Origin of the sequence: Flagellimonas crocea (assembly GCF_033441595.1) — a bacterium.
GTDB classification, from domain to species: domain Bacteria; phylum Bacteroidota; class Bacteroidia; order Flavobacteriales; family Flavobacteriaceae; genus Flagellimonas; species Flagellimonas crocea.
In genome coordinates, this window is the sequence record NZ_JAUZVX010000003.1 from 741,294 (window position 1) to 758,053 (window position 16,760).

The following is a 16,760-nucleotide window of genomic DNA, read 5'->3' on the forward strand; positions in this document are numbered from 1 at the left end:
TGATTCGTAAATGTGTTCTAGATATTTTTCCCTGTACACATACATGGTATTTCAGAAATATCTTTGGTAAATGTGGCTATATTATACTTAATATTAATCTAAAAAAACTCGAATAGAACTTGTCAAAAATATTACATTTTTCCCAATGAGGGTTTTATGTAACTGCAGTCGGGGTTAGTAAATATTAAAGTTATTTGAATCTTTTAATTGTATTTAATAATTAATCTTGGTCTTTTGCCAGCATCTGAATAGTTGGATGAAAAAAAGGAGACGCTTTCCTGAATACAACTTTCGGTTATTTTCAGCATTAACCCTTGATAAATATTCTGATTATTATATAATTCTAAGAAAAGATCGGTGATGTCAAAATTGTTCATTTCCTCAATATCCAGAATATGTAAACTAATGGTTTGGTTATTATCTGTTGAAGGTTGATTTCCCCAATTCACAGTGCTCACATCCCAGTCAGCATCTATTAATTCGAAATATAGTTGGGTGTTTTGGTTTTCAATTGGCCCGCATGGCGGACAATAAGTAACACTCTCTTTGTAAAGAACTAATTCTACACTTGTGATATTAATATTCGCAGGAATGGATTTTAAGTCAAAATCTAAAAGGCCTCTAGAAGCAAAACAAGCAACAAACCCATCGAAAGTTGACTCATAGCTATTTATTATGATTAGAGGTGAATCCTGAAAATTTACTGAATTAATTTCAGGTGAAGTGTTCCACCAAGGTTCTGGGTCAACACCTTCTATATTGGCATCAAGTACATCCGTTAGTTCAATAATGTTATCATTCAAATCATCTGTTAAGGTAACAACAATATTTGCGCTTTCATTTACATTTCCGTTTACGGCTAACACAGTACCAGTAATTTTTTCATAAGTTTCAAAATCAAACAAACTTTCATTAAGAATCATCAATTCACCCGTTGAAGAGTTTATTTGAAGTGCGTTATTTGGTGATTGTTCTATTATTGAAAATGTTAAAGCTCCATGGTTTGTGCTAGCATTTATTTTTCCTAAAACTTTATTTGGGCTTGGGTTTTCAACAATAGTAGCCTCAAAGTCGGCCATGGTAATAACTGTTTCTTCCTCTTGAGAGCAAGAAATAATTATACTTACAGCAATTAATCCTGCTACTATGGCTTTTTTCATTTTAAATTCGTTCTAAAAATTGATCAAAAACCCTTTAACTATGTTTTTTCGTTGTGGTTGGGGTCTTGGAAAGCAACCGAGTATACGGCAGCTATTTCTAAGCTGTCATGGCCGTAAGATGAATTTTTTTAATACTTAAAAATAGGGAATTTAGCCGAGAATATCTAAGTAAGACCAGTAATAAACCATTGGAGGAGATAACGACAATAGTTGTTGCCAATGCTCCTTCTTAAAGAGAAGATTATACTTAATTAAATTGATCACTTCCTGTAATATCTATTGATCTCGACCGACTTTGGTATAATAAAAACCGGACATTAGACCTAACATTGCGAAAACACCTTTATACATCCAAAATGTAAAGCTAAACATTGTTTCAATCAGAAAATATACCAGAAGCGCAAATAAAACAACCTTAAATTTGTTTAATCGGTTGTTGTAGGTGTCTAAAACTAATATCAAAATGATGAGGGTTAAAAAAAGAAATAGGATAATTCCCAAGAAACCGAACTGCACTATTAGATCTAAAAAAAGGTTATGAGGATAGAACCCTACTTTTTCATAAAACTCAAAAGCCCCGGCACCAATTCCAATTGGTTTTTCAAGTGGTGTTAAAATACTGTTTGAGTAAAGCTCTATTCTTTCTTGTATTGAAGCGTCTTTTGAGGCATTAAGAATTCGGTTAAAGATCGATTCAAAATCTAAACTAAATATTAACGCCACCAATCCAGCGAGGGATATTATAGAAATCAATTTCAAAAATCTTTTTTTAACGACAATTTTGAAAAATGAAAAATAAACTAAAATTGAAATTATTGATGCCAACATAACTCCTCGTGTTTTGGAAAGAATTAGAACTACTAAAAAAACAAGAAGAAAAGCAATATTGAAGCGATCAAACCTTTTTCCGAAACTTAAAAAACCATCTTTTGATATATATTTTAAAAAAGAAAGAATAACCCCAATACCAATTAATTGACTAAAGGTAATAGGATGAACACCTGGAATGGTTAGCCTAAAGGGAATGCTGCCATACTTTATCAACAAAACCAAGGAAATCAAGGAAAACATTAATGCTAATGCAATCGAATATTTGAAGAACATCCTAATTGTATTGTTCTTTGTATTTGAGTTTAAGAGAATTAATTTGCCAGAAAAGTAAAAAGGTAGGCCTAAAAAAATGAATTTTGACACATAAGCTATTGAATCGTATGTAGATATACTATAAATAATACTGAAAAGCATAATTGCCGTAACACAACAAAAAAACAGATCAAAAATATCAATCTTATATATTATTTTCTTAGCAAGCCCTATTTTAGCCAAAATTAAAAAGTGACCTAAAATTGGAACGATTGCGCCCAATAGTATATCTTGATCATTTAGGCACAAAAAACAAATATTATTAATATCTATAGAAATAAGCGCTCTAACCAAATTGATTTGTAGTAAAATCGCATACCCAAGAATAGGACGGTAAAAACATAAACTAAGTACGATTAGAGCAAGTAGTATAGCCATTTAATAGAGCTTTATTAAGCATTTTTAAAGGGAAAAGAACACTTTATAAATAATAAATCATGTCTTTATAAGGTAATTTATACGGATATTTGAGCGTGTTATGAATTAGTTGCAGAAAGATATGGGATATCATTAATTTAACGTATTTAAGTTGGAGAATTAATATTATATCTTTGAAAAAAGAAACAAATAAATTTATTGGACCTTAAAAATGTTCTTTTCGACAAAAGTATTCATTTTCTTGCCTTAATGTTGAGCGGAATGATACTTTTACCAGCAATAGTTGAAAGTATTTTAATTGCTCTATTGGTAATTATCTTAGTTATAAAAATGCTTGTAACAAAGAATATTCCCCCATTCGATAAACGTTTATTTTTTTTTTGTGGCTTTTATCTGATTCTACTTGCCAGCGCACTTTTGTCCAATAATCTTACTGAAGGTACTTCAAAGGCCAAAACAATGGTTTCACTCTTTATATTCCCTTTAGTATTCCTGTTTTTTCTGAGAAACAATAAGGAAATAATAAAAATTAAAGAAAAGGTATTATGGGTAAATTATGCTTCTTGTGTTATTTTTTCTTTTATTTCTGGCATTGCATTTTTTCTTTATAAGAACCCTAGATATCCGAAGAAAGATGCAAATTTTTTCAGGAATGCTGTAGATTCGATACAAATAATAGGAGATCATCCTATATACATTTCCTTGCTTATTTCAATATCTATAATCATTGGTTTTTATTTTTTGAACAAACATTATCGAACCAACATAAAATATTCGACTATGTTGGTTTTTTGTCAGCTACTTCAATTATCAATTTTGTTTTTACTTATGAGTAAAGCTATAATTTTCGCAATGTTGATAGCTCTTGTTGTTCTCTTTATTTTACAGCGCAAATGGAAGTTGATAGTAATATTATTTTCAATCAGTTCGGTTCTTTTATTAGTGGTGCCAGATAAGAATAATAGGTTTATTGAACTTTTTAGTTATGAGACTTATTCTCAATTGGACACATATAATTCAACAAGCATTCGATTCAATATTTTTAAGTGTAACTTAAAAATATTGAGGGAAAGACCAATATTTGGTTATGGATTAGGAGATGTTAATGACAAATTAGGAAGTTGCTTATCAAAAGTTTTTACAAACGAAAGAAGTAACTACAACAGCCATAACCAATATTTAAATATTATACTTTCTACTGGAATATTTGGGCTGATATATTTCTTGTTTTTTCTTTTTCTTTACTTTAAAGTAGCCTTTAGCCATCAGGATAATTTATTAAATGCAATTTTAATTATATTTTGTGTTTCTTTTTTGTTTGAAAATGTTTTAAGTAGACAAACAGGAGTTGTCGCCTTCTCTTTTTTTATAAACTACCTTTATTTTTGTAGCAAAAACTTTCTCAAAAATGAAATCAATTAATCCTGCAATAGTTTTCTATTGCTACAATAGATATCATCATACTAAGAAAACCCTTGGCAGAATTATCGAATTAGAAGAAAATCTTCCCCTCTTTGTTTTTTCAGATGGTCCTAAGGACGGTATAATGGATTTAAATCTTAACCAGGTAAGAGATTATTTGAAGGAAATAAAAAATAAGAAACCTGATATTGAGTTCGTTTTTCGTGAGAAAAACGTTGGTTTGGCCGGTAATGTAATCGGAGGTATAAATGAAGTTTTTAAAAAGGGCTTTGATTCTGTGATTGTCCTGGAAGATGATTGTGTTCCAAAAGAGGATTTTTTTCTTTTTATGAAACAAGCGTTAAGTTATTACAAGAATAACAATAGAGTTATGCACATTTCTGGTTTTGGGCTACCGTTAAAGGAAAAATTGAACAGTGACACTTATTTTTCTCCTTATCCTTGTTCTTGGGGGTGGGCAACTTGGAAGGATTGCTGGATTAAATGTGATTTTAGCGATGAATCCTATTATTGGAAGATATTAAATGACAAGGAATTAAAAAACCAATTCAATTGGAGCGGAAAATCATTTTCATTATTTCTGAGAATGCAAATGGAAGGAAAAATAGATAGTTGGCTAATACGATGGTACGTTCATATATTTAAAAATAAGGGGCTTACAGTATGGGCGGCGAATTCAAAACTTGAAAACATCGGTTTTGATGGAACTGGAAAGCACAAAGTGAGGTTGGACAGGTTTAACCAAAAGCATACATTAACCAAAGAACGGTTTCATTTCGAGAAGAACATAGAGGTCAGTCCTAATATTGTCCACGAGTTCAGAAGATATTTTATGGGGAAGAATATTTTAGAAAAAATAAAGTCAATTATCTATATGTACAGCGGTGTTATTTTAGAGCGCAAAAAAGACTTATCCGATTATTACAAATCTTGATTATGTTGGTATACAAAAAGAATTCTAAAATTAGCAAAAAGAGTAAGGTTTTACCATTTTCAAAATTTACTAATTCGAGTATTGATGACTATTCATACGTTGGACTTTTTGGACTTGTCAACAACACAAAAATTGGGAAATTTTGCTCAATCTCTATGAATTTTAAATCAGGTCTTGGACAACATCCAGTCAATAGAGTGAGTACTTCTCCTATTTTTTATAGTAAGAAATTTGCGCTTTATGAGTCTTTCGCTAAGGAAAACAGTAATTTTGAGGAATATTCGGACATAACTATTGGACATGATGTATGGATAGGGGCGGATGTATTGGTAATGGATGGTGTAAATATTGGGAACGGCGCAATTGTTGCATCCAAAGCGGTAGTAACCAAAGATGTCCCAAGCTATGCCATTGTAGGAGGAATCCCGGCCAAAATAATTAAATACAGGTTTTCTGAAGATATTATTACAGCGCTTGAACAAATGGAATGGTGGAACTGGTCACGAGATAAAATACTTGAGAATGGAAATTTGTTCAATAAAGAAGACATCTCATTGGATGATTTGAAGACTTGTTAAAAGAAAAGTCCGGAAGCAGGACATAATTTCCGAAAATGCTAGACCTTAAAAATTATAATACACCTTCAGATTTTCGCGGTAAGTCCATTTTCATAGTTCAATTGTGGTGGATAGTACAAGCGTTGTTATTTAGAACGTCTCCTCAAGTCCTATATGGATGGAGAAGATTCTTGCTTCGAATATTTGGGGCAAAAATAGGTAAAGGTGTGATAATTAGACCAACAGTAAAAATTACGTATCCCTGGAAACTAACCATCGGGAATTACTCATGGGTTGGTGACGATGTTGTTTTGTATTCGCTAGGGGAGATAGAGATAGGTGTAAATACGGTGATTTCTCAGAAGTCATATCTGTGTACAGGAAGCCATGATTACATGAAAAGCGACTTTCCTATATATTCAGATAAAATAAAAATTGGAGACTCTTGTTGGTTAGCGACTGATGTGTATATTGCCCCAGGTGTTACAATAGGTAAAGCTACAATAGTTGGCGCCAGAAGTAGTGTTTTTAAAAGTCTGCCAGAAAAAACAATTTGTTACGGAAGCCCTGCCAAACCTATAAAAAATAGAATATTTGCCTAAAACAAAGAATATTATCATCATTGGGATTAATTTTTATCCAGAAGATACAGCAATAGGCTTGTACACCACACAAATGGCCCAGTATTTGGTTGATAAAGGACATCAGGTCAATATTATTACAGGGTTCCCGTATTATCCACAATGGAAAATAAAAGAAGAATATAGGTCTAAACCCAAATTTTACATTGAAGAGTTTGGAAAAATACGAATTTTTAGATACAAACAATTCGTGCCTAATTCACCAAGTTTTAGAAATAGAGTTTTTCATATTTTGGACTTCACTTTTGGGTCGTTGTATAATTGTTTTAAAATCAACAAAGCAGATTTGGTAATTGCGATTGTACCTTTTACTAGTTCCGTATTATTGGGCTGGATTTTAAAGAAACGAACTAAAGCGAAGTTATGGGTGCACATTCAAGATTTTGAATTTGATGCTGCATTCGAGACAGGTTTAACAAGAGACATATTCTATAAAAACATACTTTTCAAATTCTTATTCAGGTTTGAGAAATGGTTGTTTTCTAGGGCAGATATTGCTAGTAGCATAAGCTTCACTATGTTAGAAAAGCTAAAGTCAAAGGTTGGGGTTTCAACAGAAATCAAATATCTCCCCAACTGGGTGGAAGTTGAAAAAGAGAAGACCAAAGTAGTTAGAAAACATCCATATTTGTCCTCAGACAAATTCAAAATACTATACTCTGGGAACATCGGTGATAAACAAGACTGGAAATTGTTTTTAAATTTCGCCAAAGCGTTAGATGGAAGGTTTTATGAGATTATTGTTGTTGGAAATGGATCGATGAAGACACAGCTAGTAAATGATACAGAATCGCTGGGTTTTGTGCATCATTACGAACCGGTCCCCTATGAAGAGCTTGGTGTCTTACTACGAAGTGCGGATTTGCATATTTTATTTCAAAAGGAATCTGTAAAAGATACGGTAATGCCTTCAAAGCTTTTGGGAATGATGAGAAGTGGTGTACCTTCTTTAGTTACAGGAAATCCAGATTCTGAAGTTCGTAGGATAATAGAGGAAAGTTCGGGAGGTTATTATTTGTATAACCATGATTTGGATGCTTTGGTGAGATTGGTTGATGATATTTTTCATAAAAAGGAAGAACAGGTTATAGTTGGATTGAATGGGAAAAAATATGTTGAGAATAATTTTTCAAAGCAGAAAATATTAGACAAAGCATTTGAAAGATTGGATTGAAATGTCCGGATGATTTAATTTCTTAAAGTATCTTTACTTTAGGAAATGATAATGAATAGTAGGGAGCACTCATGTTTTTCAAGCAACATAGATATTCAAACCTTATTACACCTATTTCATATATTTTAGATTTGGTGGTTTTGAATTTGTTCTTATACCTTCTACCTATAAATTTCCAAACTCCAACCCTTATACATATTTATGTTTCCATTGCTTGGCTGGTTATTTCAATAAAAAGCGAATTTTATACCGTTTATAGGTTTTCTAAGTTAACCTATATCCTAAGGTTGCTGTTTGTACAGTTCGTGTTCTTTTTTTTGGTACTATACGCATTTATTGGCTTTTTTAAACAGCCCATAATAAGCCGTTTGGCATTAGGTGAATATTTTATCATTGTTTTTTTGATTATTTCTACACTAAAGTTATTGAGCTATTTCCTATTAATGGAATACAGGGAAAGGGTTAAAGGAAACCTTAGAAGCGTAGTCATTATCGGCAAGAACAAAAAAACAGATCAACTTAGACAGGTGTTTAAAGAAAGGAGAGAGTTTGGATATAGTTTTCAAAAACAATTTTCACCCAACTCCAAAGATTTTGAGCCTCAAAACTGTTTTGATTACATTTTGGATAACAAAATTGATGAAATCTACTGCTCCGTCTCCGAGCTTAAAAACGAAGAAATTGCCCAATTCATAAGCTTTGCTGACAATAACCTTAAAACCCTCAAGTTTATACCGGACAATAAAAACATCTTCTCCAAAAAGCTAAAGTTTGAGTATTATGATTATATCCCTATTCTATCATTGAGGGATATTCCTTTGGACAGTCCCATAAATGCTTTCATAAAAAGAACTTTTGATGTTGTTTTTTCGTTGATTGTCATAATCGGGATACTATCTTGGTTGACACCAATATTGGCTCTATTGATTACTTTAGAGTCCAAGGGCCCTGTCTTTTTTAGACAAACAAGAAACGGAATCGACAGTAGGGAGTTCTATTGTTACAAATTTCGGTCCATGGCGCCCAATAAAAATGCCGATAACGTGCAAGCCACCAAAAATGATATGCGAATAACGAAAATGGGTAAGTTTATTCGAAAGACAAGTATTGATGAACTCCCTCAATTCTATAATGTGCTTTTTGGGACGATGTCGGTAGTGGGGCCACGTCCGCATATGGTAAAGCACACCAATGAGTATGCCACTAGTGTTGACAAGTACATGGTGCGTCACTTCGTTAAACCCGGCATAACAGGCCTGGCTCAGGTACGCGGATACCGGGGTGAAATAGAGCAAGAGGCAGACATTCAAAACAGAATTAAATTCGATATCTTTTATATTGAAAACTGGTCACTGTTCCTAGATTTGAAGATAATTGTGCAAACGGTTATTAATGCAATTAAAGGAGAGATCAAAGCCTATTAGAATCAAATGAAAAGAACACTTATAACAGGAGCTGCAGGTTTTTTGGGATCACACCTGTGTGATCGGTTCATTGCCGAAGGCCACCACGTTATTGGAATGGACAATCTTATTACTGGGGATCTAAAGAACATAGAGCATTTATTTCACCTTGAAAGGTTTGAATTTTTTCATCACGATGTCACAAAATTTGTACACGTTCCGGGTAACACGGACTATATTCTCCATTTTGCTTCGCCAGCAAGCCCCATAGACTACCTAAAAATCCCTATTCAAACGCTCAAAGTTGGCTCCTTGGGAACTTTGAACCTTTTGGGTTTGGCAAAAGAAAAAGGGGCTCGCATATTGGTGGCCTCTACCTCGGAGGTTTATGGCGACCCCTTGGTGCACCCACAAAACGAAGACTATTTCGGGAATGTGAGCCCAATAGGGCCGCGAGGAGTGTACGATGAGGCAAAGCGTTTTATGGAATCCATCACCATGGCCTATCACAGGCACCATGGACTGGATACCCGCATTGTTCGGATTTTTAATACCTACGGCTCACGTATGCGATTGAATGATGGCCGTGTGGTTCCTGCTTTTATGGGACAGGCCCTTCGTGGTGAGGACCTCACCGTTTTTGGGGACGGTTCGCAATCACGTTCGTTTACGTATATCGATGACCAGATTGAAGGAATCTACCGTCTGTTGATGAGCGATTATGTGGAACCCATCAATATTGGCAATCCCGATGAAACCACCATTTTGGAGTTTGCCGAAGAAATCATCAAACTTACCGGAACGGACCAGAAGATAGTGTTCAAACCATTGCCACAAGACGATCCTATGCAACGCCAGCCGGATATTTCACGGGCAAAGGAAATTCTGGATTGGGAACCAAGGGTGCATCGTTCCGAGGGACTCAAAAAGGTGTACGAATATTTTAAATCTCTTTCCGACGAAAAGTTATGGGCGGCCCACAGAGAGTTTTTACCATAAATCATTCGTCAAATGTCATTTCGAAAAGAGGAGCGAAGCGACGATTGAGAAATCTGACTTATTGTAGATTTCTCGCATTCGCTCGAAATGACAACTACGCTCCGTAACGGCTTAGTGGAAATTTGTGCAATTCGTGTCGAAAAGTAAGCCCATATCATTTGGAAATAACCCTTAAATTAAATTTGAATTGAGTTATTTTTGCCAAAACATCAAATCATGAATATCCTAGTCCTAGGTGCAGGCGGTCGCGAGCACGCCATTTCCCTAAAAATTTCACAAAGCCCTAAAACATCGAAACTTTTTGTAGCTCCCGGTAACGCCGGTACTTCTCAAATTGCCACAAATGTTGAGGTGGGAGTGAACGATTTTGAGGCCATTAAACAATTGGTGTTGAAAGAAAACATAGAGTTGGTGGTGGTGGGACCGGAAGACCCTCTGGTAAACGGAGTACATGATTTTTTCTTGAACGATTCCAAACTGAGGACCATTCCCGTAATCGGTCCGGAAAAAGCTGCCGCAGAACTTGAGGGGAGCAAGGAATTTGCCAAGGAGTTTATGATGCGGCACAACATTCCAACGGCGGCTTACCAAAGTTTTACAAGTGAGACAATGGAAGAAGGACATGCTTTTTTGGAAACCCTAAAGCCACCGTACGTACTAAAAGCGGATGGGCTTGCTGCTGGAAAAGGAGTTTTGATCCTTAAGGATTTGCAAGAAGCCAAGGACGAGCTTAAATCCATGCTGCTCGATTCTAAATTTGGTAATGCCAGCGCCACGGTTGTGATTGAGGAGTTCCTGGATGGTATAGAGCTGAGCTGTTTTGTGCTTACAGATGGCACTAATTATAAAATTCTTCCTACCGCTAAGGACTACAAAAGAATAGGTGAGGGAGATACAGGGCTCAACACAGGTGGAATGGGCGCTATTTCCCCGGTTCCCTTCGCGGATAACGTCTTTATGGATAAGATAGAGCGTCAAATCGTGAAACCGACCGTAGACGGCCTTAAAATCGATAATTTGCCCTATGTGGGCTTTATATTTATTGGATTGATAAAAGTAGGTGACGAGCCCAAAGTAATCGAGTACAACGTCCGTATGGGCGACCCCGAGACGGAAGTGGTGATCCCAAGACTAAAAACTGATTTGGTAGAAGTGCTTCTGGCCATGGCCAATGGTACACTTGATCAAATCGATCTTCAAATCGACGAAAGGACAGCAACCACGGTTATGGCCGTATCGGGAGGCTATCCCGAAGCGTATGAAAAAGGGAGGGAAATCACTGGAACAGAAAATGTTCAAGATTCCATCGTTTTCCATGCAGGCACAAAATTATCTGATGGAAAAGTGGTCACCAATGGAGGTCGTGTAATAGCCGTTACTTCCTTTGGAAAAGACTTTAAAGAAGCGCTACGAACATCCTATCAAAACATGGAAAAACTCCATTTTGATGGAATGTATTATCGAAAAGATTTAGGTTTCGATCTATAGATATGAGTGGGAGCTGATGCTCTTGTCCTCCTCACCGGTTTCATTGAAAATCTTCAACTGGCCCATCCAATAAACGGAGGCAATCAAACCGATAACAAAGAAAATCCAGTTTATGGTATTGGCTGCCCACCAACTTTCCATAAAACGGAAAAAATCCAAAGGTGCAAAAAGGTAGTTTACAAATAAGTCCTCTATACCGTAAAAAAACTTGCTCATGTTGGCTATATTTACTTTACAAAAGTAGCAAAAGATAGAATGATTTCAAGCTTTTTCGGAAAAACAAAACCCATAAATTACATTGTTCTTGCCATTCTATTGTTTCTATTTCACTTCACCAATATTTTTTTGAACCTGGGGGAACAAAAAATCAGTGAGGTCATTCCATTGGAAATCATCCTGTTCCTTGTTCAATTATTGTCCGTGTTCATCATCAATCAAATTGTAAGAACAGAAAGGGCGACAGAATTCAATTCCTATTCCATGGTGTTTTTTGTGCTCATGATCGTTGCCTTTTCCAATAAATTATTATCTGAAAATGTAGTTTTCACCAACTTCTTCCTGCTCTTGGCCTTCTGGAGATTGTTGTCCATCAAATCCATTAAAAATGTAAAGCACAAAATATTTGATGCAGCTTTTTTAATTGCCACAGCCAGTCTATTTTACGATTGGGCACTAGCATTTATGGTCATTGTTTTTTTTGTGATCGGGGTCTACGACCGGAGTGCTTTTAAAAACTGGCTGGTCCCTTTTATCGGTATAGCAACGGTATTTATCCTCAGCTTTACAGTGTTAAAACTTAACGGAAACCTGGATTTTTTCGAATCGCATTACCAATTTTCATTGGGTTTATTTACAACAAGATCATTTTTTCAGGTTTTGGACATCAAAACATTGGTCTATCTCATATTGACTATTATCATATCCATATTGGTATTTGTACGATTGCGAAATGTAAGCGGCGGCAAGCTGCTATTGTTGAGAATTGTATTTTTAATTTTCATGTTGGGAACGGGCATTATTCTTTTTACCCCAGCTGATGCATCACCGGTCCTCCTTACCTTTTTCCCTGCCTCGGTCTTTCTGACCAACTACTTCGAAGGCATCAAAAAACAAAGAATACAGGAAATTATCATGGTTCTCACTATAGTCTTGGCCTTTGGCCTTTTTATCGCCCAGGTGAAATAAGTAAATCATAAAGCAATATCTTTGAACAAAATTTAAGCTATGTTCAGCGATTTTGCATTCAATATATTTCAAGAAAGTATTGATACCTATCACATCAAGGACGATGTGTGCCAAGAATTCAGCAACCCTTATCCAAAGGATAAAGTGGAGCATTTGCTATATAGGAAAAACTGGATAGATACCGTGCAGTGGCACTACGAAGATATTATTAGGGACCCAAAAATAGATCCTGTTGCCGCGTTGGACCTCAAACGTAAAATTGATGCCAGCAATCAAGATCGTACGGACTTGGTGGAATATATCGATAGTTACTTTTTGAATAAATACCAATCAGTACATGTAAAAGAAGAGGCCACCATCAATACCGAAAGCCCGGCCTGGGCCATAGACCGTCTTTCCATTCTCGCGTTGAAAATATATCACATGCAAGAAGAGGTAAACCGTACCGATGCATCACCAGAACACATTAAAAAATGCAGTGAGAAACTAGCGGTGCTTTTGGAGCAGAAAAAAGACCTTTCCACCGCCATTGACCAGTTGTTGGCCGATATTGAGGCAGGGGAAAAGTACATGAAAGTCTATAAACAGATGAAAATGTACAACGACGACGAACTTAACCCGGTGCTTCGTGGTCAAAAAGGGTAAACATACCCATATCTTGGTCATTCGCTTATCCGCTATGGGCGATGTGGCAATGACCGTTCCTGTGCTCCGTGCACTCATCGATAAATATCCTGAAATCCGCTTGACCATCCTCACCAAAAAGAACTTCATGCCCATATTTGATGGCTTGGAGCATGTGCAGGTCAAAGAGGCCGATGTTAAAAATAGACACAAGGGTTTGATGGGGCTTTGGCGTCTCTACAAAGAATTGAAACCCCAACAGTTTGATGCCGTTGCGGACCTCCATAATGTGTTGCGCAGCCGTATACTCAAAAAGTATTTTGCCCTGGACCGTCTTCCTTTTGCCCAAATTGATAAAGGAAGGAAGGAAAAAAAAGCACTCACGCGATCTAAAAACAAAGTTTTTGAGCAGCTAAGGACAACCCACCAGCGCTATGCCGATGTTTTTGGACAATTGGGATTCCCGGTTGACCTATCAAATGCCAAGCCATTAGAGCGTATTCAGCTTTCCGAAAAAGTGTTGGGACTGGTAGGACAGGATGTGAAAAAATGGGTAGGCATTGCCCCCTTTGCGGCTCACGAAGGCAAAATGTATCCATTGGAATCCACCAAGGAAATCATCAAAAAATTGGATGATACCGAAAAGTATAAAATTTTGCTTTTTGGCGGTGGAACCAAAGAAATTGAAGTGCTGGAAGGTATGGCCCAAACCAGTGAAAATGTATTTTGCATGGCGGGTAAATTGAATCTTTCCGAAGAACTACAACTCATCTCCAATTTGGATGTAATGCTGTCCATGGACAGTGGCAATGCACACATGGCGGCCAATTACGGCATTCCCGTGGTTACTCTCTGGGGGGTTACCCATCCGTTTGCCGGGTTCTATCCATTTGGGCAGCCCTTGGAAAATGCGCTCATGGCCGACCGTGGTATCTACCCTTTGATTCCGACCTCGGTTTATGGTAACAAGGTGCCCCAAGGGTATGAGAACGCAATGGAAACCATCAAACCAGAGCGAGTATTGGATAGATTGACGGGCATCTTGGACAATTGAGCAACCAATTATCGGTTATTGCATCATTTTATATAAAATCGATTATCTTAACTTTCCGTGTCCGTTTTTGGACATTGACCGAAGTCATATAAAAACAAGCTATGAAAAAAACGAACTTGATATTTACCATGTTTCTGGGAGCTGTTCTGCTCTCTTGTTCCTCTGAAGAGCCTACAACAAATCCTGAACCGGTTCCTAGATTGAACATTACTTTTATCATGGATAACGAGGCTGAAAGGTTGGACAATTTGGGCAACCCTGTATCGGTTCCCGAAGGAAATGCAGCGCAAGACCCCGATTTTGAAGTTCTAGGGTTGCATTTTATGGGCCTGTATCCGGACAAGTTCACTCCCTATGATGAGGGTGTCACCATCACTTCGACCGCAACTACGGGAAGCGGGGGAGCCACTGCCATCGATTTTAACAGCGAAGTGTTTTTGAATGAAGAAATCAACACCTTCAGCATTCCATTGAGTTACGTAGCCTCAGGCACATATGAATATTTTAGGGCTTCTATTGGGTACCAGAAATACAAAATCGTATACAACCTTGAGGGAGCCGAAACGGAAATTCCCGACTGGCCGGATGGCGTCGACGATAATATTGATGTGGATGCCACTGTTGGATCTTTTTTGGGTTACAACACTTATATCGGCAATTATACCTTGGACAAACTTACAGTAGATGTCAATGGGAATAAGGCCCAAGGGTATTTTGGCCTGGAAACCCAAGGGAATATTAACGGGTTTGTCCTAACGCAATTAACACAAGGCAATGCTCCGCAAACCACGGTGCCCAACCCAATAGATGATACTTCCCCGGTTCCGGAGGGTTCATGTGTAGTGACGGGACAATTTCCATCGGCTTTGGTGATACCAGCAAATGCATCCGAAGACATTAATATTGAAGTGGTCATATCCATCAACCAAAGTTTTGAATGGGAAGATGGTAACGGCAACGGTAAATATGAACCTCTATTGGGTGAAAGCGTCGTGGATATGGGCACAAGGGGCGTGTTCCCTTCCGTAGTGGATTAAGCCACCGTTCCCTGGCAACTACTACCGGCCCCTGCGGTGCAGCCGTAGCAATGTTGAGAAATGATAATGTCCCGATTACTGAGCACATCATCATTGTAATCCTTGATGTGTTTTACTTTGCTCGCCACTTTTAGGTCCAACATTTGATTGAAATCGCAGTCGTATAACCAACCGTCCCAACTTACAGAGATGGTATTGGTGCACATTACGTTTTCAACTGCGGCCGGATTATAGGCCTCAACCAAGGAATACATATAATCCTCGTAATTGTCCGAAGCGATGAGGTAGTCCAAGAACCGAGAAATGGGCAGATTGGTGATGGCAAAAAGATTGTGGAAGTCGATGTCAAAATCCTCTTTAAGCGCTTTTTTGAAATCATGTTCCATAGCCGCTTGGTTAGCAGGCAAAAACGCTCCTGAGGGATTATACACCAAATCCAAGCGCAAATCGCTGTTTGGCATTCCATAACCCACTTTGTTGAGCATTTGTAATGCTTTTATGGATTTGTCAAAAACCCCTTCTCCCCGTTGCTTGTCCGTTTTACCCCGGGTGTAGTGCGGCATGGAGGATACTACGTGTACATTGTGCTTTTTGAAAAATTCCGGTAGGTCGTGGTACTTTTTATTGGCCAAAATGATGGTCAAATTGGAGCGTACGATGAAATCTTGGATGCCCGCTTTGGACGCTTCCTCCACAAACCACCTAAAATCCGGGTTCATTTCCGGAGCTCCACCGGTAAGGTCCAAAGTGTGCGCTCCGGTGTTGCGGATGACCTCCAGACATTGTTCCATGGTTTCCCGCGTCATGATTTCCTGTCGGTCGGGGCCGGCATCTACATGGCAGTGCGCACAGACTTGATTGCACATATATCCCACGTTGATTTGGAGCACTTCCAACTTTTTGGGCTTTAACGGGAATTGACCTGTTTCTGCAATTTTATCCTTAAAAAACGGAAGTTCTCCCCCGACAAAAAGGTCGCCACTCAATATTTCCAATTGTTTTTGGGTATTGGCAAGCTCATCTTCCCGTGCTTTCAACGATTTTTTAGCTGCTTTTTTTATGTCTGTGAGTATGCTTTGCGTCATATCTACTTTTTATAATCCTAGAGGAAACCTTGATGTTCCACTTGAAATATTTTTCAGTCCAACTCTTTCAAAAGAAGCGCTCCAGTACTACATGGAAAGTTTATCGTACTTGTTCATCATTTGAACACCATGTACCAATGTTGCACCGCTTTCTATAGCTGCACCGGCGTGTACTGCCTCCATCATCTCTTCCTTGGTAATGCCACGTTGCAGACCATCTTTGGTATAGGCATCTATACAGTATGGGCACTTTACCACATGAGCCACGGCCAGAGCAATCAAGGATTTTTCGCGGGCACTGAGTGCACCTTCCTCAAAAACCTTTCCGTAGTAGTCAAAAAACTTTTTGCCCAGTTCCTCGCTCCACTCTGTGATGTTGCCAAATTTTCTAAGGTCTGCTGGGTCGTAATATGAATTGGCCATTTTTCTTGATTTAATGTTTTACCTAAACATACAACAATTATCACTATTGATTT

General features: G+C 37.5%; 17 protein-coding genes. 12 read left to right on the plus strand and 5 right to left on the minus strand.

Annotated features, from left to right (window positions below):
- Positions 1-203 precede the first annotated feature (203 nt).
- A complete protein-coding gene (locus tag SD449_RS12680) occupies positions 204-1,160 on the minus strand; it encodes a DNRLRE domain-containing protein (RefSeq protein WP_318311067.1) in 957 nt (318 codons plus the stop codon).
- Between the two features lie 276 nt (positions 1,161-1,436).
- Positions 1,437-2,681 (minus strand): O-antigen ligase family protein, encoded by a 1,245-nt coding sequence (locus SD449_RS12685; RefSeq protein ID WP_318311069.1) that lies wholly within the window; start codon positions 2,679-2,681, stop codon positions 1,437-1,439.
- A gap of 198 nt (positions 2,682-2,879) precedes the next feature.
- On the opposite strand from SD449_RS12685, the gene SD449_RS12690 reads away from it, so the two are divergent.
- The 8 genes from SD449_RS12690 (at position 2,880) to purD (ending at position 11,299) form a co-directional block, all read left to right on the plus strand.
- On the plus strand, positions 2,880-4,103 hold the full coding sequence (locus SD449_RS12690) for an O-antigen ligase family protein (protein ID WP_318311070.1): 1,224 nt from the start codon (positions 2,880-2,882) through the stop codon (positions 4,101-4,103).
- The gene (locus tag SD449_RS12695) at positions 4,090-5,037 is read left to right on the plus strand and encodes a glycosyltransferase family 2 protein (RefSeq protein WP_318311072.1); all 948 of its coding nucleotides are present in this window, start codon (positions 4,090-4,092) and stop codon (positions 5,035-5,037) included. Before SD449_RS12690 ends, SD449_RS12695 begins: the two co-directional genes overlap by 14 nt.
- A 2-nt stretch (positions 5,038-5,039) precedes the next feature.
- Positions 5,040-5,615 (plus strand): CatB-related O-acetyltransferase, encoded by a 576-nt coding sequence (locus SD449_RS12700; RefSeq protein WP_318311074.1) that lies wholly within the window; start codon positions 5,040-5,042, stop codon positions 5,613-5,615.
- A 35-nt stretch (positions 5,616-5,650) separates the two neighbouring features.
- Positions 5,651-6,196: a putative colanic acid biosynthesis acetyltransferase gene (locus SD449_RS12705; RefSeq protein WP_318311075.1), complete on the plus strand. Its 546-nt coding sequence runs from the start codon at positions 5,651-5,653 to the stop codon at positions 6,194-6,196.
- Positions 6,189-7,409: a WcaI family glycosyltransferase gene (locus tag SD449_RS12710; protein WP_318311077.1), complete on the plus strand. Its 1,221-nt coding sequence runs from the start codon at positions 6,189-6,191 to the stop codon at positions 7,407-7,409. Before SD449_RS12705 ends, SD449_RS12710 begins: the two co-directional genes overlap by 8 nt.
- A gap of 71 nt (positions 7,410-7,480) precedes the next feature.
- Positions 7,481-8,833 carry an undecaprenyl-phosphate glucose phosphotransferase gene (locus SD449_RS12715; protein ID WP_318311079.1) on the plus strand — a complete coding sequence of 451 codons (1,353 nt, stop codon included), beginning with the start codon at positions 7,481-7,483 and terminating at the stop codon, positions 8,831-8,833.
- Positions 8,834-8,839: 6 nt separating this feature from the next.
- Entirely contained in the window at positions 8,840-9,811 is a 972-nt protein-coding gene (locus tag SD449_RS12720) for a UDP-glucuronic acid decarboxylase family protein (protein WP_318311081.1), read from the plus strand.
- A 216-nt stretch (positions 9,812-10,027) separates the two neighbouring features.
- Positions 10,028-11,299: a phosphoribosylamine--glycine ligase gene (gene purD, locus SD449_RS12725; protein ID WP_318311083.1), complete on the plus strand. Its 1,272-nt coding sequence runs from the start codon at positions 10,028-10,030 to the stop codon at positions 11,297-11,299.
- Here the strand turns inward: purD and SD449_RS12730 are convergent.
- A complete protein-coding gene (locus tag SD449_RS12730; protein WP_318311085.1) occupies positions 11,294-11,515 on the minus strand; it encodes a DUF6341 family protein in 222 nt (73 codons plus the stop codon). The genes purD and SD449_RS12730 overlap by 6 nt on opposite strands.
- A 39-nt stretch (positions 11,516-11,554) precedes the next feature.
- Between SD449_RS12730 and SD449_RS12735 the strand changes: the two genes are divergently transcribed.
- The 4 genes from SD449_RS12735 to SD449_RS12750 all read left to right on the plus strand — a co-directional run bounded on the left by SD449_RS12735 (position 11,555) and on the right by SD449_RS12750 (position 15,199).
- On the plus strand, positions 11,555-12,484 hold the full coding sequence (locus SD449_RS12735; RefSeq protein ID WP_318311086.1) for a DUF6427 family protein: 930 nt from the start codon (positions 11,555-11,557) through the stop codon (positions 12,482-12,484).
- Between the two features lie 39 nt (positions 12,485-12,523).
- Positions 12,524-13,129, plus strand: coding sequence for a DUF4254 domain-containing protein (locus tag SD449_RS12740; RefSeq protein ID WP_318311088.1), 606 nt, complete (start codon positions 12,524-12,526; stop codon positions 13,127-13,129).
- Positions 13,113-14,162 (plus strand): glycosyltransferase family 9 protein, encoded by a 1,050-nt coding sequence (locus SD449_RS12745; RefSeq protein WP_313790171.1) that lies wholly within the window; start codon positions 13,113-13,115, stop codon positions 14,160-14,162. Before SD449_RS12740 ends, SD449_RS12745 begins: the two co-directional genes overlap by 17 nt.
- Before the next feature lie 101 nt (positions 14,163-14,263).
- Complete coding sequence (locus SD449_RS12750; protein ID WP_207031229.1) at positions 14,264-15,199, plus strand: hypothetical protein; 936 nt, start codon at positions 14,264-14,266, stop codon at positions 15,197-15,199.
- Here SD449_RS12750 and arsS read toward each other — a convergent pair.
- Both arsS and SD449_RS12760 read right to left on the minus strand, forming a co-directional pair.
- A complete protein-coding gene (gene arsS / locus SD449_RS12755; protein WP_207031230.1) occupies positions 15,196-16,284 on the minus strand; it encodes an arsenosugar biosynthesis radical SAM (seleno)protein ArsS in 1,089 nt (362 codons plus the stop codon). The genes SD449_RS12750 and arsS overlap by 4 nt on opposite strands.
- Positions 16,285-16,371: 87 nt before the next feature.
- Positions 16,372-16,707: an arsenosugar biosynthesis-associated peroxidase-like protein gene (locus SD449_RS12760; protein WP_108245588.1), complete on the minus strand. Its 336-nt coding sequence runs from the start codon at positions 16,705-16,707 to the stop codon at positions 16,372-16,374.
- Positions 16,708-16,760 lie beyond the last annotated feature (53 nt).